The organism is Janthinobacterium sp. SUN211 (assembly GCF_030587315.1).
In the GTDB taxonomy this organism is placed as follows: Bacteria; Pseudomonadota; Gammaproteobacteria; order Burkholderiales; family Burkholderiaceae_D; genus Janthinobacterium; species Janthinobacterium kumbetense.
The window spans coordinates 354,849-376,481 of sequence record NZ_JAPWIC010000001.1 but is presented as its reverse complement, the minus strand read 5'-3'; the positions used below and the strand labels follow the sequence as shown (position 1 = coordinate 376,481).

General features: G+C 64.2%; 15 protein-coding genes. 4 read left to right on the top strand and 11 right to left on the bottom strand.

Going from position 1 to position 21,633, the window contains the following annotated elements:
• Positions 1-22 precede the first annotated feature (22 nt).
• The 10 genes from O3301_RS01525 to O3301_RS01480 form a co-directional block, all read right to left on the bottom strand.
• Positions 23-835 (bottom strand): ferritin-like domain-containing protein, encoded by an 813-nt coding sequence (locus tag O3301_RS01525; RefSeq protein ID WP_305055302.1) that lies wholly within the window; start codon positions 833-835, stop codon positions 23-25.
• Between the two features lie 43 nt (positions 836-878).
• Positions 879-1,814 (bottom strand): DNA-binding transcriptional regulator DsdC, encoded by a 936-nt coding sequence (dsdC, locus tag O3301_RS01520; RefSeq protein ID WP_305055301.1) that lies wholly within the window; start codon positions 1,812-1,814, stop codon positions 879-881.
• Positions 1,814-3,133 carry a D-serine ammonia-lyase gene (locus O3301_RS01515; protein WP_305055300.1) on the bottom strand — a complete coding sequence of 440 codons (1,320 nt, stop codon included), beginning with the start codon at positions 3,131-3,133 and terminating at the stop codon, positions 1,814-1,816. Before O3301_RS01515 ends, dsdC begins: the two co-directional genes overlap by 1 nt.
• Before the next feature lie 119 nt (positions 3,134-3,252).
• Positions 3,253-3,684, bottom strand: a complete 432-nt coding sequence (locus tag O3301_RS01510) for a hypothetical protein (RefSeq protein ID WP_305055299.1) — start codon at positions 3,682-3,684, stop codon at positions 3,253-3,255.
• 284 nt (positions 3,685-3,968) lie between these two features.
• A complete protein-coding gene (locus tag O3301_RS01505; RefSeq protein ID WP_305055298.1) occupies positions 3,969-6,056 on the bottom strand; it encodes a TonB-dependent receptor in 2,088 nt (695 codons plus the stop codon).
• Between the two features lie 88 nt (positions 6,057-6,144).
• Complete coding sequence (locus O3301_RS01500) at positions 6,145-6,540, bottom strand: DUF2946 domain-containing protein (RefSeq protein WP_143451320.1); 396 nt, start codon at positions 6,538-6,540, stop codon at positions 6,145-6,147.
• Positions 6,541-6,595: 55 nt separating this feature from the next.
• Entirely contained in the window at positions 6,596-7,603 is a 1,008-nt protein-coding gene (locus tag O3301_RS01495) for a PstS family phosphate ABC transporter substrate-binding protein (protein WP_305055297.1), read from the bottom strand.
• A complete protein-coding gene (locus tag O3301_RS01490; protein ID WP_305055296.1) occupies positions 7,600-8,625 on the bottom strand; it encodes a PstS family phosphate ABC transporter substrate-binding protein in 1,026 nt (341 codons plus the stop codon). Before O3301_RS01490 ends, O3301_RS01495 begins: the two co-directional genes overlap by 4 nt.
• Positions 8,615-9,310, bottom strand: a complete 696-nt coding sequence (locus O3301_RS01485; RefSeq protein ID WP_305055295.1) for a hypothetical protein — start codon at positions 9,308-9,310, stop codon at positions 8,615-8,617. Before O3301_RS01485 ends, O3301_RS01490 begins: the two co-directional genes overlap by 11 nt.
• Positions 9,310-11,454 (bottom strand): TonB-dependent siderophore receptor, encoded by a 2,145-nt coding sequence (locus O3301_RS01480; RefSeq protein ID WP_305055294.1) that lies wholly within the window; start codon positions 11,452-11,454, stop codon positions 9,310-9,312. Before O3301_RS01480 ends, O3301_RS01485 begins: the two co-directional genes overlap by 1 nt.
• Before the next feature lie 255 nt (positions 11,455-11,709).
• Between O3301_RS01480 and O3301_RS01475 the strand changes: the two genes are divergently transcribed.
• Positions 11,710-15,168 (top strand): DUF748 domain-containing protein, encoded by a 3,459-nt coding sequence (locus O3301_RS01475; RefSeq protein WP_305055293.1) that lies wholly within the window; start codon positions 11,710-11,712, stop codon positions 15,166-15,168.
• Positions 15,169-15,189: 21 nt separating this feature from the next.
• Positions 15,190-16,281, top strand: a complete 1,092-nt coding sequence (locus O3301_RS01470) for a hypothetical protein (protein WP_305055292.1) — start codon at positions 15,190-15,192, stop codon at positions 16,279-16,281.
• A 76-nt stretch (positions 16,282-16,357) separates the two neighbouring features.
• On the opposite strand, the gene O3301_RS01465 is transcribed toward O3301_RS01470, so the two are convergent.
• Positions 16,358-18,808 carry a membrane-bound PQQ-dependent dehydrogenase, glucose/quinate/shikimate family gene (locus O3301_RS01465; RefSeq protein ID WP_305055291.1) on the bottom strand — a complete coding sequence of 817 codons (2,451 nt, stop codon included), beginning with the start codon at positions 18,806-18,808 and terminating at the stop codon, positions 16,358-16,360.
• Between the two features lie 312 nt (positions 18,809-19,120).
• Between O3301_RS01465 and O3301_RS01460 the strand changes: the two genes are divergently transcribed.
• Complete coding sequence (locus O3301_RS01460) at positions 19,121-20,800, top strand: methyl-accepting chemotaxis protein (RefSeq protein ID WP_305055290.1); 1,680 nt, start codon at positions 19,121-19,123, stop codon at positions 20,798-20,800.
• A gap of 49 nt (positions 20,801-20,849) precedes the next feature.
• Positions 20,850-21,494 carry a hypothetical protein gene (locus tag O3301_RS01455; protein ID WP_305055289.1) on the top strand — a complete coding sequence of 215 codons (645 nt, stop codon included), beginning with the start codon at positions 20,850-20,852 and terminating at the stop codon, positions 21,492-21,494.
• Positions 21,495-21,633: the final 139 nt, after the last annotated feature.

Genomic DNA, 21,633 nt, shown 5'->3' with positions numbered 1-21,633 from the left:
CCGGGCGGCGGCCCGGACGTGTTCAGGCAGGCAAGTCGGACAGTTCCAGCTCCGAAAACCCCGCCCGGCGCCGCGCTTCCAGATTGAACGGGCCGCGCAGGGTGGGCGCTTCGTAGCGCAGCGCCAGCTCCGCATAGGTGGCGCGCAATTCCAGCCCCCGCTGATCGCACAGGTAGCCGTACCAGCGGTTGCCGATCTCGACGTGCCCCACTTCATCGCGCAGGATGATGTCGAGGATGCCGGCGGCGGCCAGGTCTCCCGCCTGCGCCAGCTTGGCGCGCAGCGGCGGAATCGCGTCCAGGCCCCGCGCTTCCAGGGTGCGCGGCACCAGCGCCATGCGCGCCAGCACGTCGCCGCGCGTCTTGTCGACCATTTCCCACAGGCTGTCGTGGCCGGGAAAGTCGCCATACGTGTGGCCCAGCACCTGCAGGTGCGCCTGCAGCATGGCGAAATGCGTCGCTTCCTCCTTCGCCACGCGCAACCAGTCCGTATAGTATTCAGCGGGCAGGTCCGGGAAGCGCCACAGGGCGTCGAGCGCCAGGTTCATCGCATTGAATTCGATATGCGCCAGCGCGTGGACGAGCATGGCGCGCCCTTCCGGCGTGATCATCGAGCGCCGTCCCACCAGGCGCGGCGGCACCAGCTCCGGACGCGCGGGCCGGCCCGGCACGGCGCCGGATGGCGCCAGCGGCGCCTTGACGTCCAGCGCCAGCCCGGCTGCGGCCATGGCTGCCACCATCGCCACCTTCGTTGCCGGGTCCGGTTCGAGCAGGCAAGCGAGCGCAGATGCGCGCAATTCCGCTGGCGCGGTGGAGGTCAAGGGAGATGGTTGCATGGGGCTGCTTTCTGGCGCGTTGCTTGGTAAGGCGCGCAGTGTATCAAATTGCCTGCCCCACGAGCCAGTCGGACAGCGCCTGCACTCGTGCCGGCAACGGTGTGCGCGCGGCGTGCACGAGGTAATACGCCTGCGGACTGGCCAAGTTGAATCCGCCGAACGGCAGGATCAGCTGGCCGCTGTCCAGCCACGGCTGCACCAGCTGGCGCCGGCCCATGGCCACGCCCGCGTGGTGGATGGCCGCCTGCGCGCACAGGTCGGCGCGGTCGAAGCGCAGGCTGCGCGCGGGCAAGTCCACGCCGGATGCCTGCGCGTCCAGCCACAACCGCCACTCGGCATCGGGCGCGGAGGCGGGCCAGGCCAGGGTATCGTGCAGCACCGTCGCGCCAGGCAAGTTGTGTGGCGCATCGAGCAAGCCGTGGTCGCGCGCATACTGCGGGCTGCAGACGGGCGCCAGCCATTCATCCATCAGCTTGCGCGATACGAGGCCGGGAAAGTGGCCGTCGCCATAGTGCAAGGCCAGGTCGACCTGGCCGGCGCGAAAGTCGACGGCGTCATTGCCCACACGCAAGTCGATCGACACGTCCGGATACTGCGCAGCGAAGCCCGCCAGGCGCGGCACCAGCCAGCATTGCGCGACCGACGGGCGCGCATGCACGGTGACGCTGCCCGTCAGCGCATCGCCGCCGGCAAGGGCCGCATGCAGGCTGTCCCAGCCCGTTTGCAGGGCCGCAAAGATGCGCTCGCCGTCCTGCGTCAGCCTGACCTGGCGCGTCAGGCGTTCGAACAAGCGCAGACCCAACCCCGCTTCCAGCCGCGCGATACGGTGGCTGACGGCGCTGGGCGTGAGCGCCAGTTCCTGCGCGGCCAGCGCGAAACTGGCATGGCGCGCCGCCACGAGAAAGGTGTGCAGGTTGGCGAACTGGCTGGCCGTGAGCGTGGCCCCAAGCGTGGCCCTGATCGGCGCGCCGGCCAGCATCAAGCGGCTCCGGCCGCCAGCAAGGCGCGGCCGCGCGCCACGTAGGCGGTCATCTCCTGCTCCGGCACCATGCTGCCGCCCGTGCCCCACACCAGATGCGTGGCCGTTTCCAGGTGCTGCTGGTATTGCGGCGCGGCCAGCACGGGCGGAATGCCGGCGAAACCGGCCACGGCGGACGGTTCCAAACGCAAGCCTTGCGTTTGCTCAAGCGTCGCCAGCAGGCGGTACAGTTCTTCATCCGTGACGGTGGCGTAGCCGTCGATCAGCCGCTGCATGGCGCGTCCGACGAAACCGGACGGGCGTCCCACGGCCAGGCCATCGGCGGCCGTGACATTGTCGATGCCGATTTCCTGCACGCTGATTCCCTCGTGCAAGCCCGTGTGCACGCCCAGCAGCATGCACGGCGAGTGGGTCGGCTCGACGAAGATGCAGTGAACGGCGTCGCCAAAGGCCAGCTTCAAGCCGAAGGCCACGCCGCCGGGGCCGCCGCCCACGCCGCACGGCAAGTACACGAACAGGGGGTGGGCCGCATCGACCGCGACGCCGCTTGCGGCGAACTGGGCTTTCAGGCGCTGGCCTGCCACCGCGTAGCCGAGAAACAGGTCATGCGAGTTTTCATCGTCGACGAAGTGGCAGGTCGGGTCGTTCTCCGCCTGCCTGCGCCCCGCTTCCACGGCCACGCTGTAGTCGGTCGCGTATTCGACGACGGTGACGCCGTGGCTGCGCAGCTTGTCCTTTTTCCATTGCCGTGCGTCGGCCGACATGTGCACGGTGGCGCGAAAGCCCAGTCGCGCGCTCATGATGCCGATCGACAAGCCCAGATTGCCCGTGGAGCCGACGGCGATCGCATACTGGCCAAAGAAGGCGCGCACGGCGTCGCTGGCCAGCACGCTGTAATCGTCGCCCTCCTTCAGCAAGCCGGCGTCGAGCGCCAGCGTTTCCGCGTGCTTCAGCACTTCATAGATGCCGCCGCGCGCCTTGATGGAACCGGAAATGGGCAAATGGCTATCCTGCTTGAGCCATAGCTGACCGCTCGTCATGCCAAGCGCCGCCTGCATGGCGGGCAGCGGCACGACGGGCGACTCGATGACGCCGCCGCTGGCCTGCGTTTCCGGAAACGCCTTGGCCAGATATGGCGCAAAGCGCGCCAGGCGCGCGCTGGCCTGCGCCACATCGTCCGCCGTCAAGCCCACGTCGTGCAAGGCCTCGGCCGCCGGCGCAATGCGGGGATTGAACCAGCTCAAGGGCTGCAAGGCCATCAGTTCTGTAATCAGGGGAAATTTTTCGCACAGCGCGGCGATGGCGGAAGTGGGCAGCATGGCAACCTCGTGAAGGAACAAGCCATGATTAGACCGCATCCGGGCGCTGCTGGCAAAGGATGGTTGATCAGGCAACAGGTGACGGGATATCACCTGTCATGCCGCAACAGAAAAAAAGACTATTTGCCAGGAGCAAGCGCCCTGGATTTTCTGCTGCTCAAGAACGATGCAATAAACACGGCTGGAAAACAGGCCAGCCACAGATAGCATCCGGCGCCGAATCCCAACACCGCGTAAGAACCATTATCACTAGGAATTTCTTTAATGCCAAAGGTGGTCAGTGCCAGCACAAAGCCAAAAAAAACGGCCAGCATCGCGGCACTGGGCTTCTCTTTCGAAAAATACATGGCAAAAATAAGCAGCGGATTGGCAAACCAGGCAAAACTGCCGGCCAGCGGCCCTAGCCAGCCGAGCAATAACACGCCCCCGCCCGGCAAGACTTCGTGGGAGTCCACGATTGCCGTTAAAAACAGGGATGCCACATATGCAACAACGCTCAGGGACAGCACGATGGCGGCGGCATCTTCGCCGAGTATTTTTTGATATTTCACAGGTTTCCGATGGCACTAATTGGTGAAACAGGATGACGATGAATTAACCAGGAAAAGTAATCCCCTTACGGCTTTAGCGGCACGGCGCCCACTTCATACCACACCCGCAAACCTCGCCATCGCCCGCCTGTGCGGCAAACGCCGAAAACCGGACGCTATGCAGCATAACAAATTACCAAGAAGAAACATGCGCACATTGTCACAAGCACCTGGCCAGCGCCGATGCGGTGCACTTGGCAGGCGCCTTCCCCTCCCGCGCCGGCAACGGGAAGGCGCCATTGCTGTTAGAACTTCAGCTGCAGCCCCAGATCAATCGACCGGCCCTCGGCTGGCAAGGCTTGCAGCGCCCCGCCGTTCGCCTTCAAGCCCGACAGGTACACGCCGCCCAGCGGGTCCGCATAGGCGCGGTTGAACAGGTTGCTCACGCCCGCGCTCAGGCTGGCCATCTTGTTCAATGCCACGCTGCTGCGCAGGTTGACGAGGGCATAGCCGCCCGTTTCCGGTTCGAAGCGGCGCGCATCGACCTTGTCCTTGCGGGCCACGATCTTCGTTTCGATGCGGTTGCTCCAGGCGCCCAGCTTGTGCTCGACGGCCAGCAAGGCGTTGAACGGCATCATACGGTACAGGTCGCCGCCATCGCTGCGCTTGCCTCGCGTATAAGCGGCATTGCCCGTCGCCATGAAACGGCCCCAGCGGGCACTGCTGGCCAGCGGCAGTTGCCACGCCACATTGGCGCCGTACAGCCTGGCGTCGTGGTTGGCAAAGCGCAGCAAGTTGCCATTGGCGCCCATTTTCATGTACGGATGGAAAGACGCCAGCACGTCGACATCGATGTAATTGTCGACCTTGCTGTAATAGGGGTTGACGCGGACGAACCAGCCTTCCTCGCCGCCGCCATGCCAGTCGGCCGTCAATGCTGCCGTGTAAGCCGTCTCCGGCTTGAGGTCGATATTGCCCACATAGCCGTTGCCATCGCCAAACCAGTTGGTCATGGTCATGGCCATCGAACCGCGGCCCCAGGAATAACGCTCGTACAGATTGGGCGAGCGCACCTTGCGCGCCAGCGCGAATTCGTAGCTGCTGGCCGCATCGGGCGTGAAAGTGGCTTGCGCCGAGGCATCGATATTCGTGTCGCGCCGGCTGCGGCTGCGCGCATTGAAAGCATTCGCGGCCATCAGGTCCGGCATGTTCATCATGTTGGTGCCGTACGATTGCACGTCGCCCGTGTCCATGCGCACGGATTCGCCGCGCACGCCCAGCACGCTGGTCCAGCGCGCATCGTGGCGCGTTTCCAGTTCGCCAAACAGCACGGTGCGGTCGCGCTTGCCGTCATTGATGTTCAGGTAGGTGCGCGGCCCCATCATCATGGAGCCGGGCACGGCCGGCCAGTAGTCGTCGAGGCGAAAGCCGTGCCACTCCTGGCCCAGGCGCAACTCGCCCGCCGCCGTCGGCAAGCTGGCCATCAGCGCATAGCCCGTGTTGCGTCCATGCGTGAGCATCGGCATCGAACCCTTGCGCTCGCTGCTGAAGAAGCCCATCTCATGGTCCGTCTGCTGCCAGTAGGCGCGCGCGTCCAGCACGCCCCAGCCGAATTCGCCCTTGTAAGCGAGATTGGCGAACTGGCCGTGGTTATCCGTCATGTCCATGTACTGGTTGGGGAAACCCTGGTACGGGATGTGCTGCACGCCGGCGCGCAGGATCAGCTGCTGGCCCTGGCCTTTCGCCGCCAGCACGATGGACTGGTTGATGCTTTCATACATGCTGGCCAGCACCGTGTTGCCATGCCCATCTTCATAGCTGTGGCCGCGCGTGTAAGCTCCGCTGTAGCCGACGCTCAAGGTGTCGCTGGCGGCCGACGCATTCACGCTGGTCGCCACGCTGCTGTTGACGCTGCGTCCCGAGACGGCAAAGCTGCCTTGCGTCAGCAAGCCCCCGCCAGGCTGGGCGAACACGGGCGCGTTCGACTGCACCTCGATGGTGCCGGCGATGCTGTCGCCGCCCGCGCTGACGGGCGTCACGCCCGCGATCAGGCGGATGCGCTGCACTTGTTGCGGATCAATGTAGGACAGCGGCGCATTCATATGATTGGCGCAGGCCGACGTCAGTTCCATGCCGTCGATGCGGATCTTGATACGGTCATCCGCGAAACCATTGACTACCGGCAAGCCGGACACGCCGCCTCCGGCCGCCACGCTGTAACCGGGGGTGCTAGACAGCATCAGCGCCGTGTCGGCGGCAGGACGGTAGCCGTCGCCTATGGCCGTGACGATGACTTTCATTTCGGGCAAGACGGTGGTGCCGGCTTCGGTGCGCGTTTGCGCCACAGCAGGCATGGCGATGGCGAGGGAAATCAATAACGGTAAATGTTTCATGGTGCTGCTTTCAGTTTCTGTATGGGCAAGACGAACAGGCGCCAGCGCACGAGGGGTGCGAGGCAAGGCCGTTCAGGGAAAGGACAGATCAGAAAGCGGCGGGCGGGCCACGGGGCTGGACGGGCGTCCAGGCGAACAATGGCGTGGCGGATTGGTAAAACAACTCGGGCAGCAAGCCCGTGATGAGTTCGCCGGAAGCGAGCACGAGGGAGGTGGGCGGTATCGCCAGGGTGTCGGCATGCATGCTGCAGCACGGGCAATCGCCCATGCGCATGCCGCCCTTGGCGGGATCGGGCGTGTCCGTGGACAATTTCACGGGCAGCATGTTCATGCCGCCCGCCACCGAGCAAATCTCGAAGCTGGGGACGGCCTGGCCGCTGGCGACCGTGAACGCGCGCGACAAGGTGGGGGCGAGCGCGGCCATGAGGATGGCGAGGCACGCGATCCACAGGACGACGACGGCGCGGCCTTGGCGAATAAACATGGCGGCATTATAGCGGCCGCCCTGCCCTGCAGCCAGCCATGCGGTCAAAGAAACTTTACAAGGCGTCCAGTTTCTTGAGCTCGGCCTGCAAATCCTGTTCGCTGAGCGGCAAGTAGCCCTCTTCGCTATCTTGCTGGGCCAGAATGATGGCTTGTCCCTGCGGCGACAGGGCCAGCTGCAAGTACGCTTTCACCAGCGGATCGAGCCCCTTCCCCGGCGCGCGGTTCACGTACAGCTGCACCGGCATGGTCAATGGATACTTGCCGGCGCGCACGCTGGCCTTGTCGGGACCGTAGTATGGCGCGCCCCGGGCCGCCGCCAGCGGCAGCACGCGCACCTGGTCCGAGATGGGCGCCGCATTGACCCAGCCCAGCACGGCGATGCCATAGCGGTCGGCGGCCACGGCGCGGATCACGGCTTCGCGCGAGGCCAGCGCCTCGTACCTGGCGGCAAACGGACGCTTGCCGAAACGCGCATGGCGCAAGCCCGTGGCGAAGCCGCCATCGTCGCGCAAGCCATAGGCGTGGATGCGGCGCGGCGCCCAGTCCCCTGTCGCGCCCATCTGCGACCACAGGTTGGCGTCGCCTCCCGGTGCGCCTGCCGTGAATACCTGGCCCAGCTGCTCCATCGTCAAGCCCGCCAGCGGGTTGTCGCGGTGCACGTACACGGCGGGCGGCGTCTTGGCCGGCGGGCGGGGACCGTGGCCGTTGTAGCCGATGCGCACGGGCGTGGCGTCGTAGCCAAAGACTTGCCGGAAGGCAGCCTGGTCGCCCGGCCACATGTCGCGCGTCAGCGGCGCAAACGCCGTGGCGCCCGCCGTCAGTGCGGGCATGCCGGCCGACGAGCCTTCCATGCGCAAGCTGAAGCGCACCTGCGGATGCTGGCGCGTAAACAGCGCGTTCAACTGCGTAATCACTTCTTCCAGGCCATCATTGCCGACGATGGCCACCGTGCCGTCACGGTTCACATAGGTTTGCGCGGGATCGACGGCCAGGGGCGCGGCCTGCACGGCGGCCGCCAGCACGCAGCAAACGGCCAGCGCGGTCTTGTTCAACGGCGTCATTCGAGTTTCTCCAGTTCAGCCCTGGCTTGCGCGGCTGTCAGGGGCAGATAGCCGCCCGGCTGCGCGGCGATGATGGCCTGTCCTTCGCGCGACAGCACCAGGTGCAGGTATTCCTTTGCCAGCGGATCGACGGCCTGGCCCGGCAAGCGGCGCACGTACAGGTACACGTAGCGGCCGTATGGGTAGCGGCCGGATACCACTTCCTCGTCCGTGCCCGTCGTCGCCCGGCCATCCGCACCCACGATGGCCAGCTGGCGCAACTGCGGGTGCTGCACACCGAGTGCGGCCACGCCGATGCCGGCCGGGTCTTGCGCGATGCGGCCCGTGATGGCGACCGTGTTGCCCAGCTCTTCGTGGCTGGCTGCCAGCGCGCGGCCCTGGAAATGTTCACGCTGCAAGTAGTCGCCAAAGCCCGTGTACGCGGCCGTGCCGTACGGGTGAATCGCGCGCTCGCGCCATTCGCCGCTCAAGCCCAGCTGTCCCCAGCGGCTGAAGTCGCCGCCTGGATTACCGATAGATAAAATTTGCGACACTTGCGCCGCCGTCAGCCGCGTCAAGGGATTGGCCCGGTTCACGTACACGGCCAGGGACGTGGCCAGGTGCTCGCCCGGCGTGGATGCCGTGTGCGCGATGCGGATTTCCAGCGCGTCGCGCCCCACGATCTTGCGGTATGGCACCAGCTCGATGGGATTGATGGCGCGGCCCATGGCGCCGAACAGCACCTTGTCGTGCATCAATAGCGGCACGGCGCTGCTGGTGCCCTTGCCGTCAAACCCCAGCACGATGCCCGGATGGCTGGCCGCAAACAGAGCATTCCACTGGCCAACGACGGAAGCCACATGTTCGGCGCCGCCTATCATGGCCGCGCCCGTCTTGCGGTCCAGGTAACCGGCCGTGGCCGGCACCTTGAAGGGCTGCGGCGCGTAGGCGGGCAAGGCGGGGTCGAGTGCGGCTGCGCCCGCTGCCGGTGCGGACATGGCCAGCATCAGTGCGGCCAGCGGCAAGGATGGGCTACTTGCCATCGCTGGCCCAGTCCACGGCCGCGTCGAACAGGCGCAAGCCGGCCGGCGACAGATTCGTAAACGTTTCATTATCGAGGAAGAAACTGACCCGGCGCGCGGGCGCCAGGCTGTCGTAATCCATGGTGGCGCCCTTTTCATAGCCAAAGATTGCGGCTTTTTCCGGCTCGCCATAGATGGTGGCGATGGTCGTCGCGCCCAGGCCAGGCTTGCCCCAGCTCATGGTCGCCTGCTTTTGATAAATATCTACCGTGCCGGCCGGCAAGCCGCCTGCCAGCGCGTGCGGCGCGTTGACCAGCCACACATAGCGCGACTTTTCCACCGTGCCATAGTCCACGCCGGCCCGCTTGCCCGTCATCGACATGTCGTCATACAAATCGTTTTCCCACGTCAGCACGGGTACCGTGACGTTGCGGTAGGCGCCCAGCAAGTCGCGGCCACGGATGGTGGACGACAGGATCACCAGGTCCTTGCCTTGCGCGCCGGACACGGGCGCGTACTGGCTGTGCAGCGTGACGGCATAGCCGCGCGATTCCAGGTGTTCCTTGATTTTCTGGTCGAAAGGCAGGCTCTTGCCTTCCAGGCGCACCACCAGCAACACCTGCTTGCCAGGTGCAATCTGCGCCGCCTGCACATGCAAGGTGCCTGCCAGCAGTGCCGCCGCCAGCGCGGTTTTGACGAGACGCATCACAGGTCCACCTTCATGCTCAGCTTGATGGCGCGCGGCGCACCGGACGCCAGACGCGTGCCTGCGCCAGCCCAGTAACGCTTGTCGGCCGCATTTTCCACGTTCAGCTGCCAGACGACGGCTTTGTGCATGACCGTGCTCGCATAGCGGGCGCCGGCGCTGAACAAGGTCACACCGCCCAGGAATGCCTGGTTCAGGTCGTTGACGGGACGGGCGCTGTAGTAATACGCGCCGCCATTGACGGACAGGCCCGGCACGGCGTCGAACGCGTAAGCGAGGAAGGTGCTGGCCGTGCGCTTGGACGCATTTTCCGGCGCCTTGCCGTTGTAGTCGGCGTTGATGTGCTCGAATTTCGGGTCGAGGAACTGGGCCGAGGTTTGCCACGACAGCTGGCGCGTCAGCTTGCCCTGGGTCGACAATTCCAGGCCGCGGTAGCGCTGTTCGCCATCCGAAGTGAACACGTTGCTGCTGTTGGTGTAGTAGCCGGGACGCGTGATGTCGAACAGCGCGGCCGACACCAGGGTACCGCCAGGCGTCAGCCAGCGTGCGCCCAGTTCCTTCTGTTTGCTCACGCCGGGCGCCATCTTGACGTTCTGGTTGACGGTGCCCGTCGGGCCCGTCTCGCCCTCTTCCAGGCCCCGCGCCGACGAGGCGTAGAACGAGATCGCCGGCGTCAGCTTGTAGACCAGCGACACCATGGGCGTGGTCTTGCTGACGTCATAGTGGCTGGCGCCCTGGTCGCTTTGATAGCTGGTGCGGCGCACGCCGATGACACTTTGCCACTGCGGGCTGAAGACCATGCGGTCGAGCGCATACAGGCCCGTGTCGCGCGTGTCCAGCGCGGCCGTCGTGGGCGCCGTCGGCTTGGGACCGAACACGACATTCGTCACGGGCACGGGGTTGTACAGGTTTTGCGAGGCGATCGTGTAATTGCTCTGGTAAATAGGGTCTTGCGACTTGTCCGTGCGCGAGGCACCCAGGGTCAGTTCATGGGCAATGAAACCCGTATTGAAAGTGCCGGCCAGTTCCGCGCGCAGCAAGTCCGACGCCGTCACGTGATGCTGCATATTGCCCGTGATGCGGCCCGCTCCCGTGGCCAGCGCCGCCACATTGTTCAGGCGGAAAATGGCCAGGCGGCGGTCGCGCGCCGTTTCCGAGTGACCCGCCTCGACCGTCAGGGCCCAGCCATCCGTGATGGCGTAGTCGGCGCGCAATTGCGCATTTTTCGTCTGCGCCTCGAAATTCGACCAGTCGGGGCCGATCAGCTTGCGCGGGTCGACGGCGCGCGGCAAGGTGATCACGCCTTTCACGGCCGTGGGCAAGGCCACGCCCGCCTGCTCCGTCACCCGGCGGCGGTCGTATTCCAGGTCCGCTTTCAGCAGCAGCTTGTTCGTCACGCGCCAGTCCAGCGCCGTGGAAATGAAGCTGCGGTTGCCGTTGCCGACATTGTCCAGCCAGGAACCCAGGGTGCCGCCGGCTGCATTCACGCGCACGCCGAATTCCTGCTCCGCGCCAAAGCGGCGGCCGATGTCCACGTTTGCCACGGCACTGCCCCGGTCGTCGAGACTCAAGCCCATGCTCGTGACGGGCTTGCTGCCGGCCCGCTTGGTGACGAAGTTGACCACGCCAGCCGGCGAGGTGAAGCCGTAATACAGGGCAGAAGCTCCCTTCAGCACTTCCACGCGCTCCTTGTTTTCCATGGGTACTTGCGAAAAATTCATGATGGGCAGCGAGCCATTGAGGCGGTAATTCGTGCGGTTTTCCACGGCGATGCCGCGCACCACCAGTTGATCCCAGGTATCGCCGCCGTTTTGCTGGCGCGTCACGCCCGCCGTATTGCGCACGGCGTCATACAGGCCGGACACGGCTTGCTGTTCCAGCAATTCGCGCGTGATCACGTTGACGGTCGATGGCACGTCCATGATGTTGGCGCCACGGAAGCTGCCCGCCTCGGTGGTGGTCGGCACTAGGCCTTGCGCGCGCGCACCCGTCACCTGCACCGCCTGCATGACTTTCTCATCGCCAGCCGTCAAGTCGTCCTGGCCATTGGCGCCATTGGCGGCGCAGGCCGTGTGGGAAGCGAAAGCCAGCGACAGGGCTGCGGCCACTGGAAGTAGTTGCAAGGAAGGAAAAGCTGCGCGCATATAAACGGGTCTTTCAACAGAGAACAGTGATAGAAGGAAACTTCAAGTTACCGCGCATAATATCCGTAACGAGAATCATTCGCAATAAATAAGTGACAATTTGTGAGAATCAGAGAATTTCATAAGATAAACAGTCCGCCAGGCCGCCTGTTATCACTTGAACACGTTTGGATTTTGCAGACACAGCCGCAAAGAGGCATACTGACAGTCACGGCGTGCAAGATGTGCCGCCCAACAAGATCAAAAGGTAAGTTCGTGAATACAATCGACAACAAAAGCGTGCAGACGAAAACATTTCGCTGGAAACGCTGGCAGCGCTGGGCCGTTGGCACAGGCTGCGCCCTGGCCGCCTACAGTGCCGCCGGCTTCTGGCTGGTGCCCTACGTCATCAAGCACCAGCTGCCCAAATTTGCCGAGAAAGAACTCGCGCGCCAGGCCAGCATCGCCGACGTGCGCTTCAACCCGTTTACCCTGCGCCTGGAAGCGGACCAGATCGCTTTCAAGGAAGCGGCCGGCGCGGATGGCAAGAGCGGCGCGCCGCTGCTGTCCATCGGCGCCCTGGCCGTGCAGCTGGAATGGAAATCCATCGTGCGCCGCGCCTGGAGCCTGGCGGAAATCCGCATCACGGCGCCGCAAGCCCAGCTGACGATCACGCCGGACGGCAAGTTCAACCTGGCCGAAGTGCTGGCCACCTGGCAACGCAACCATCCGGAAAAAAGCGAAGGCGGCATGCCGCGCCTCGTCATCGCCCACTTTGCGCTGGAACAAGGCAAAGTGGATTGGCACGACCAGAAGGCGGGCTATGCGGACAACTTCACGCCCATTAACTTTACGCTCGACAATATTTCGACCCTGCCCGACGCCAACGGCAGCTACAGCCTCAGCGCCGATGCGGCGCGCGGCGGCAAGCTGCACTGGCGCGGCACGGCCTCGCTCAGCCCGATCCGGGGCGAAGGCGAACTGATATTGAACGACGCTTCCCTGCCCGGCCTGGCCGCGTATCTGAAAGCCTATACGCGCGCCACGGTGACGAGCGGACAATTGTCGGCGCGCCTGCCCTACGCCTTTTCCTATGCGGACGGCAAGCTGGAAGCGAGCGTCAAAGGCGCGGGCCTGGCCTTGCGCGACCTGGCGCTGGTGCGCGACGGAAAAGGAGAAGCATTTACTTCGCTCAATACTTTGGGCGTCGCCGGCGTGAACGTGGATCTGGCGCGCCAGAGCGTGACCGTGGATAAAATCAACTTGTATGGCGGCAAGGTGGCCGTGCGGCGCGACAGCAAGGGCGAGATCGACGTGGCGAACCTGATGCTGCCGGGTAATCCCGCGCCCGCCGCCACCGCGCCAGCCGCACCAGCCAAGCCTGGTAAATGGAAGGTGGACTTGAAACAGCTGGCGCTGGCCAATGTGGACGTGTCCGCCATTGATGAAACCGTCTCGCCAGCCTTGCAGTTGAGCGCGAAACAATTACAACTGCAGCTGCAACTGGGCTTGCAGCAAGGTCCAGCGGGCATGGCTACCGTGATCGACGGCGCGAGCTTCAGCCTGGCCGACCTCGCCATGCAGCGAGGCGCGCAAACGCCGTTCAAGCTGGCCCAGTTGGGCTTTACAGAAGGCAAGATCGACCTGGCGGCGCATGCCGTGCACCTGGGTTCCGTGACGGCCAGCGGCGCGCAGATCGACCTGGCGCGCAACCGCCAGGGCGAATTTGCGATTACGCAAAAGCTGCCCGTGTTTGCCTCCGGCAAAACCGACCCGGCCAAGGATGCGCCATCCGCACCGTGGTCCACCAAGGTAGACAAGGTCGAACTGAGCAAGTTCGGCGCCCGCTTCGACGATGCGGGCACTGGCATCAAGGGCAATCTGCAGGATGCCAGATTGTCCCTGCAGAACGTCAGCAACGATATGCAGCGGGCGCTGCCGTTCGAGCTGGGCGTGGGCCTGCGCGAAGGCGGCTTGCTCACTGCCAACGGCAAGTTCGTGCCGGGCACGGGCGCCGTCGATGCGCAATTGAATTTGAAACAGCTGACCCTGGCCCCCGTGCAACCCTTGCTGGCGCAGCATCTGAAACTGAAGCTGGCGGGAGGCTCGCTCTCCGGCAGCGGCCGCCTGACGACGGGCGGCGGCGCGCCGAAGGCGCCGAAAGTACGCTATGTGGGGGGCGTGGACATCGCCGGCCTCGTGCTCAATGAAACGGATGGCAAGCGTTTTGCCTCGTGGAAAAGCGTGCGCGCCGACAAGCTGACGGCCAGCGTGGGCCCCGATTTTGTCGACATCCCCGAGCTGCGCGTGGTCGAACCGAACGCCCAGCTGATCATCGAAAACGACCGCAGCCTGAACGCGCAGCGCTTGCTGGTGAAAGCGCCGGAACCGGCCGCGCCAGCGCCCGCGGCGTCGGCCACCGCCACGCCGGCCGCCGATGCCGCCTTCCCCGTGCGCGTGCGCCGCGTGCGCCTGCAGAATGCCAAGCTGGACTTTGCCGACCTGAGCTTGCGGCCCCAGTTCGCCGCGAAGATCTATGAACTCAACGGCGTCGTCACGGGCCTGTCGACGAAGCGCGATGCGCGCAGCCAGATCGAACTGGACGGCCGCATCGACGAATTCGGCCTGGCCCGCGTGCGTGGTCAATTAAATCCGTTCGCGCCGACCGACAATACGGACTTGAACGTGGTGTTCAAGAACGTCGACATGGTGTCCGCCTCGCCGTATACGATGAAGTTCGCCGGCTACAAAGTGGCTGAAGGCAAGATTTCGCTGGACTTGCAATACAAGGTGCGCAACCACCAGCTGGACGGCACCAACCAGATCGTGCTCGACAAGCTGACCCTGGGCGAGCGCATCGACAGCCCGGACGCCTTGAAACTGCCGTTGGAACTGGCGCTGGCCATCCTCAAGGATAGCGACGGGCGCATCGACCTGGGCTTGCCCGTGTCGGGCGACATGAACGACCCGCAATTCAGCTATGGCGCCCTGATCTGGAAAGCCGTGGGCAATGTGCTGACGAAAATCGTCACGGCGCCGTTCCGCGCGCTGGGCAACTTGCTGGGCATCAGCGCCGACAAGCTCGAAGCCATCGACTTCGATGCGGGCAGCGCCGTGCTGCTGCCGCCGGAACGGGAAAAGCTCAAGCAGGTGGCGCAAATCCTCGCCAAGCGCGAACAGCTGAAGCTGGCCGTGCCGGGCCAGTACAGCGACACGGATGCGGCCGCCCTGCGCGCCCAGGCCGTGCGCCGCGCCGTCGCCGCCAAGGCCGGCATCAAGCTGGAAGCGGGCGAGGAACCGGGACCGTTGAACCTGGGCGAACGCAAGATACGGGGCGCCCTGCGCGACCTGTACGGCGAACGCTTCGGCAAGGCCGAGCTGGACAAGCAGAAAAAGGCGGCGGAATCGGCCGTACCAGCCACAGCGGCGGCAGCCTCCGCTCCGGCGGCGGCCAAGATTCCCGTCTTCCAACGCCTGGGCAAGCTGATCGAGGGCGAGCCGCAAGTAGCCGACACGGGCGCCTTCTATAACGGCTTGCGCGAGCAGCTGGAAGCCAAACAGCCCCTGCCTGCCGACGCCTTGAGCAAGCTGGGCGCCCAGCGCAGCGCGGCCATCCTGGCGGCCCTGCAGCAGGACGGCACGCCGGCGGCCAGGGTCAGCGCGGGCGCGCCGGAAAAAACGGATGCCGCGCCGGGCAAGCTGGTGGGATTGAAGCTGGGACTGGCCACGCAATAAGACACGGAGAGAATCTGACGCATGAAAAACCTCGACAAGGTAGCGCCCTATGCATCGTCTGTTACACAGGGCGACTTGTGCACCATGACAACGCTCGTCGCTGAGACACAGGTATCGGCAAAAGACAGCATTGCATTTGCTGAAAAGACGCTGCTGGCGAACTATGTATACGGGAAAAATGGCACGTACAAGCTGATTTATACGGTGGTCGGGATTGATGGCCATATCGACAACTACATCGAGGATGACGGCATCTTGCCGACACTGTTCCTGAGTCCGGATCAGGAAAACTATGTCTCCGTCATCCCCTATCGTCCTGACAAGGAACTGGAAATCAGCATTCCCATCTTTGACCGTGAAGACGTGGAAATACCGAAGGGCAGCCGTCCATTTACAGGAACCTTCATTGGAACAACGGAAACCTGTTCGATATTTCACGATGTGGATTTCTATGACAGCAAACCCGATAAGATCCTGGCCATCGAATTTATCAATGGAAAACTAAAAAAGAAAAACAATATCAAGATCCCATTGCCCGCAAATAACAGAATCAGCATTGCCAACAAGGCGATTCATTTGCTGGCCAATGAAGACAGCCTGCTGCTGCACCGGGAGCTTGATGAAAAAGGCAATGTGATTCGCCATCGCGAAATCGACTCGGATGGCGTCTATGTCTTGCAGATATTAAGCGCTTCCTTCGATGGGAATTCTTATCTGCTGGCGCAGGAAAAAGACAAGCTCGTTATCCAGAAAATAGATGAGAATGGTGCAAGTGCCGTCATTGAATTGGTGGATTTTGCTGACCCATTGTTCAATACATGGCAACCAGTCAACATCGCCGACAACACTTTCATCACACGCTTCAATAGCGAGTTTGGAAATGGCTGGCTGACCACGAAAAATGATGAGTTATTGGAAATCTTCTATAGCAAAGATGAGCAAGGCTACAGGAACTTGCTGACCAACGAGCTTTTGTCTATACCCCGTGACAACTTGATCATTTCAAGCATCAACAAGACGAGCGATCGTGCTTATGCGGTAGTGCTCTACCCCATGGCAGGCGATGGCGCGGAGAATGCCGAACTCATCGTCTTGAATCGCCGCTTGCAATAGCGGCTGGTGCCTCGATGGCGGCGCATCCGCGGCATGGCCAGACCATGCCGCGGATGCGCTTCAATTACCTCTCTTCTTACTTCCCTTTCCCCGCCTCCTTCACCGCCTCGTCCGGCAAGGCAAACGCCACCAGGCTGTCGCCCATCTTCGTGCCCAGCGAACCGTGGCCGCCGGCCATCACCACCACATATTGCTTGCCCGTCTTGTCGGAGACATAACTCATCGGCGTGGCCTGGCCGCCGGCCGGCAGGCGGGCTTTCCATACGGTCTTGCCGTTGCGCACGTCATAGCCGCGGATGTAGTAGTCGAGCGTGCTGCTGAGGAAAGCCACGCCGCCGCCCGTGGTGCTGATGCCGCCCAGGCTGGGCACGCCCAGCGGCAAGGCGATGGGCACGGGAGCGCTGTCGCGCGTGGTGCCGTTCTTGTGCATCCACACTTTTTTCATCGTGCGCAAGTCGACGGCGGCGATATAGCCCCAGGGCGGCGCCTGGCATGGGAAGCCCAGCGGCGACAGGAAGGGCTTGATTTCCACGGCGAATGGCACGCCCGTCTGCGGCTGCAAGCCCATTTCCGTGCCCGTGCCGCCCGGCGCATTGGCTTGCGCGCGCGGCACCAGGCGTTCCAGGAAGCCCATGTAGTCGGGGTTGACCAGCAGCAACTGACGCACGGGATCGACGGCCGCCCCGCCCCACTCGAAGATGCCGAGCGGACCGGGCGAAATGATGGCGCCCTTGATCTTGCCTTCGGCCACCGTTTGCGGCGTGAACGGCCCTTCATAGCGGTGCTGGCGGAAGATGATGCGGCACGCCAGCTGGTCGAACGGCGTCGTGCCCCACATATCCGTTTCACTGATGTTTTTCTCGGGCAAGAAAGTGAGGGCAGAGAATGGCTGCGTGGGCGACAGCTTGTCGCCGGGGGCCGCGTTGGCCGTCGGCACGGGTTTTTCCGGCGCCGGCACGACCAGGCTGCCGTCGCGCCGGTCGATCACATAGATATCGCCGCGTTTCGTCGTGGCCACCACGGACGGTACCTTGCCTTTCGGCGTGTCGATGTCGACCAGGGTGGGCTGGCCGCCGATATCCATGTCCCAGATGTCGTGGTGCACGGTCTGGTACACCCAGCGCACCTTGCCCGTCGCCAGGTCCAGCGCGACGATGGCGCTATTGTATTTCTCGCCATGGGGGTTGCGGTTGCCGCCCCACGTGTCGGGCGTTTCGTTGCCCATCGGGATGTACACCATGCCCAGCTTTTCATCCACGCTGGACACGCCCCAGGAATTCGGCGAATTGTTGGTGTACGTCTTGCCATCGGCAATCGGCGCCGTGTCGTCCGGGTTCGAGGCATCCCAGTTCCACATCAGCTTGCCCGTGACGGGGTCGTAGCCGCGGATCACGCCAGACGGCTCCTCGGTGGAAAAATTGTCGGTCACGCTGGCGGCCATCACCACCACGTTTTGCGCCACGGCCGGCGGCGACGTCGGCATCAGGAAGCCCCGCTTCTTCATGCCCATGCCGTGGTACAAGCCGATGACGCCATTTTCGCCAAAGCTCTTGCACGCTTCGCCCGTATCGGCGTTGACGGCGATCAAGGTCGCATCCATGGTGGGCGCGAAGATGCGGCGCGGACATTCCATGCTGGCCGCTTCCGGCGCCGGACTGTCCTTGGCGCGGCCCGCATTGACGTCCCAGTAGGCAACGCCGCGGCAGATCATGTGCTGGTAGCTGGACGCGTCGCGGTTGATCTTCGGATCGTGGCGCCAGAGCTCCTTGCCCGTGTCCGGGTCCAGCGCGATGACGATGTTATGCGGCGTGCACAGGTACAGCATGCCGTTCACTTTCAGCGGCGTGACTTCATTGGCGATCTCGCCCGGATCCGTCGGCCCCTTGAAGTCGCCCGTGTTGTAGACCCACGCCTGTTTCAGCTGCGCCGCGTTGGCCGGCGTGATCTGCGCGGCCGGCGCATAGCGGTCGCCATAGCCGGAGCGGCCATAGGCAGCCCAGTCGTTGGGCGCCACGCCGGGCGCGAAATCGCCTGCGGGCGCGGCGGCCATGTTCTCGGCCGGCACTTCGCCGTGCAAGGTGTAGTAATCCTGGAACAGCGAGAACACGCCCACCGCAGCCGTCACCACGACGGCCGCCAGCAGCGCGCTCTTGCCGGCATCGCGCGGCTTTGCGCCCGCGATCAGCGGCGGATCGAGGCGGCGGTCGATGAACGGCAGCAGCAGCCAGACGGCGGCGGCGAACCAGATATCGAGGCGCGGCAGCAATTGCCACCAGTCGAACTTCACTTCGATCACGGACCAGATCAGGGTGCCGAACAGCAGCAGCGCGAGGAAGAGCTGGGCGCTGCGCCGCCTTTTCCACACGAGCACACCGGCAACTATCATGCCGATACCCGCCACGACGTAATACCAGGAACCGCCGAGGCTGACGAGCCAGGCGCCGCCGCCAACGAGCGCCAGGCCCAGCAAGATAAAGATGACTGCGGTGATGACAAGCAAGGGTGCAGGCCGGGCAGAGGCAGTCATGATGCTCCTTTACAAGAGTCAGTCGGCGGCACGCGCCTGCGCACCGTATTTGATGGCAATCAATGAAATTGCATTTTTTCACTAATTGACAAAGCGTGCCACACGCCAGAACGCCCGCCGCGTGCCGTGTGGCTTTTTATACACGACATGCGCGTTCAGCCAGCTTCCACGATGCGATTTTGATGAAAAACATAAATTAAAATAGATAAACAACAAATTTCTCGAATAAAACAAATTTTTGGCGTAAAATGAAAAAACTCATCCAGGCAAAGTATTTTTCTTGAATTTCACTTCATTGGAGCGGCGCCCATCATGACCATCGCTAAACGGCTGTACGTCTTGATCCTTTCCGTCGTCCTGGGACTGGCCGCCCTGGCGGGCTTTGGCATCTACCAGATGGACCGCGTGTACACGGCGGCCAGCTATGCCACCGTCAACACCGTTCCCAGCCTGCTGACCCTGAACCGGGCGTTCGTGCCGTTCACGCAGATGCGCACGGCCGTCTGGCAGCACATGGCCAGCAAGGACGCCGCCAGGCGCGACAAACTGGAAGCGGGCATCAACGAGGCGCGCGCGGCGGTCGGCAAGGCGCTCGACCAGTATGAAAAGGAAAACATTTCAGACGAGCAAGACAAGGCGCTGCTGGCCACGGACCGTGCCGTGCTGCTGCGCTATGACGCCGTGCGCGACAAGGTGCTGGCGCTGTCGAAGGCGGGCGAACTCGACGCCGCACGCGACTTGCTGATGGAAAGCCAACCCCTGATCAAGGAACTGGTCGACGCCCTCGCCGCCCATCACCGCTACAACGAAACCCTGGCCGCCAAGGGGGCTGCCGACGGCGCCGCGGCCGCGGCCAGCGCGCGCTGGATTTCCAGCGGCCTGGCCCTGGCCGTGACGGCCCTGGTGGCCGGCATGGGCCTGCTGCTGGCGCGGCGCATCGCCGCCTCGCTGGCCGACGCCATCGGCGTGGCCCGCACCATTGCAAGCGGCGACCTCAGCGTGCAGGTCCGCGCCGCCTCGCACGACGAGGTGGGCCAGTTGATGACGGCCCTGGCGGAGATGAGCGGCAGCCTGGTGCGCATCGTGGCCGAAGTGCGTGCCGGCACGGACACCATCGGCACGGCGTCAAGCGAAATCGCGGCGGGCAACCTGGACCTGTCGGCGCGCACGGAGCAGCAGGCCGGCTCGCTGGAAGAAACCGCCTCGGCCATGGAAGAACTGACGGCCACCGTGCGGCAGAATGCGGACAACGCCCGCCAGGCCCGGCAAATGGCCGTCAGCGCCTCGGATCAGGCGCAGCGGGGCGGGCAAGTGATGGGCGACGTGATCCGCACCATGCAAGCGATCGACAGCTCGTCCACCAAGATCGCCGACATCATCGGCGTCATCGACGGCATCGCCTTCCAGACCAATATCCTGGCCCTGAACGCGGCGGTGGAAGCGGCGCGCGCCGGGGAACAGGGACGCGGCTTTGCCGTCGTGGCCACCGAAGTGCGCAACCTGGCGCACCGTTCGGCGGCCGCCGCCAAGGAAATCAAGGCACTCATCGGCGACTCCGTGCAACAGGTGCAACAAGGCGGCAAGCTGGTCCAGCAAGCCGGCGCGACCATGACGGAAGTGGTCGACACGGTACGCAGCGTCACCGGCATCGTCAGCGAAATCTCGGCCGCCAGCGTGGAGCAAAGCACGGGCATCGAGGAAATCAACCGCGCCATCGCGCAGATGGATGAAGTCACGCAGCAGAATGCGGCCCTGGTCGAAGAAGCGGCGGCGGCATCGCAATCGCTGCAGGAACAGGCGGCCAAGCTGGCCGGCGTGGTGGGCACCTTCAAGCTGGCGCAAGGGCAAGCCGGCGCGGCGCCCCGCGCGCCTGCCGCCCGGCGGCCCGCACAGCACAAGGCCACGCTCAGGCTGGTCGCCACGCGCCACGCGGGCCAGGCCGGGAACACGGCGTCGGCCGGCGCCGATGCCGGCGACTGGGAAGTATTTTAGGTCCGCCCTCACGTAGGATCACGCGCATCGTCCGCACCGGAGCACCGCCATGAATGCCTTTCTCTCCATCCACCCCTTCCTGCGCTGCGAAGAGCTGTCGCTGATGCGCCCGGCGCTGGCGCTGGCAGGCTTACTGTTGCTGCTGGCCGCCCTGCTCTGGCGCCGCACCCGCTGGCGCCAGGCCGGCCGCGCGCCAGCGGCCAGCGGCAGCGCGCCGTCCGACCTGCATCAACTGCTGCAGATGCGCAAAGCGGCCCCGCCGGCCAGGGGGACTGACAGCGCACCGCCGCCGCAAGCGCCCAGGGCGCCGGGCGCGCCGCCATTCGAACTGGCCCGCCTGGACGCCATGTTCGGCCACGACCGGCGCCTGCAGGGCGAGATTCTGGCCCTGTTCGTGGCCGAGACGCGCGACCGCCTCGCCGGCATCGCCCATGCGCTGCGCTGCGAGCGGACCGCCCCGGCGCGCGTGCTGGCGCAGGAAATTCTCGACGGCAGCCTGGCCATGGGCCTGCTCCCCCTGCAGGCGCTGGCGCGCCAGGCCGTGCATGCGGGCTTTGCCAACGATATCGGCGCGCTGCGCCGCCTGCATGCGGAACTGCTAATGGCGCTCGACACACTGTCGCAAGCCGTCACGGCCCTGCAAACGGGCGCGGTGCTGGCAGAGGAGCGCAGCGGCGCAGGCAGCCGGCCATGAGCGCGGGCATCGGCGTGGCGCGCCTGCCCGACCCTGAACCAGCCAGGTTTTTATTGAATTCATCTAATTCGTTAAAATTGATTTTTTGAGCGCGATTGCGTATCATCTCCTTCAACTTCATCCGCGACCAGACAGCCCA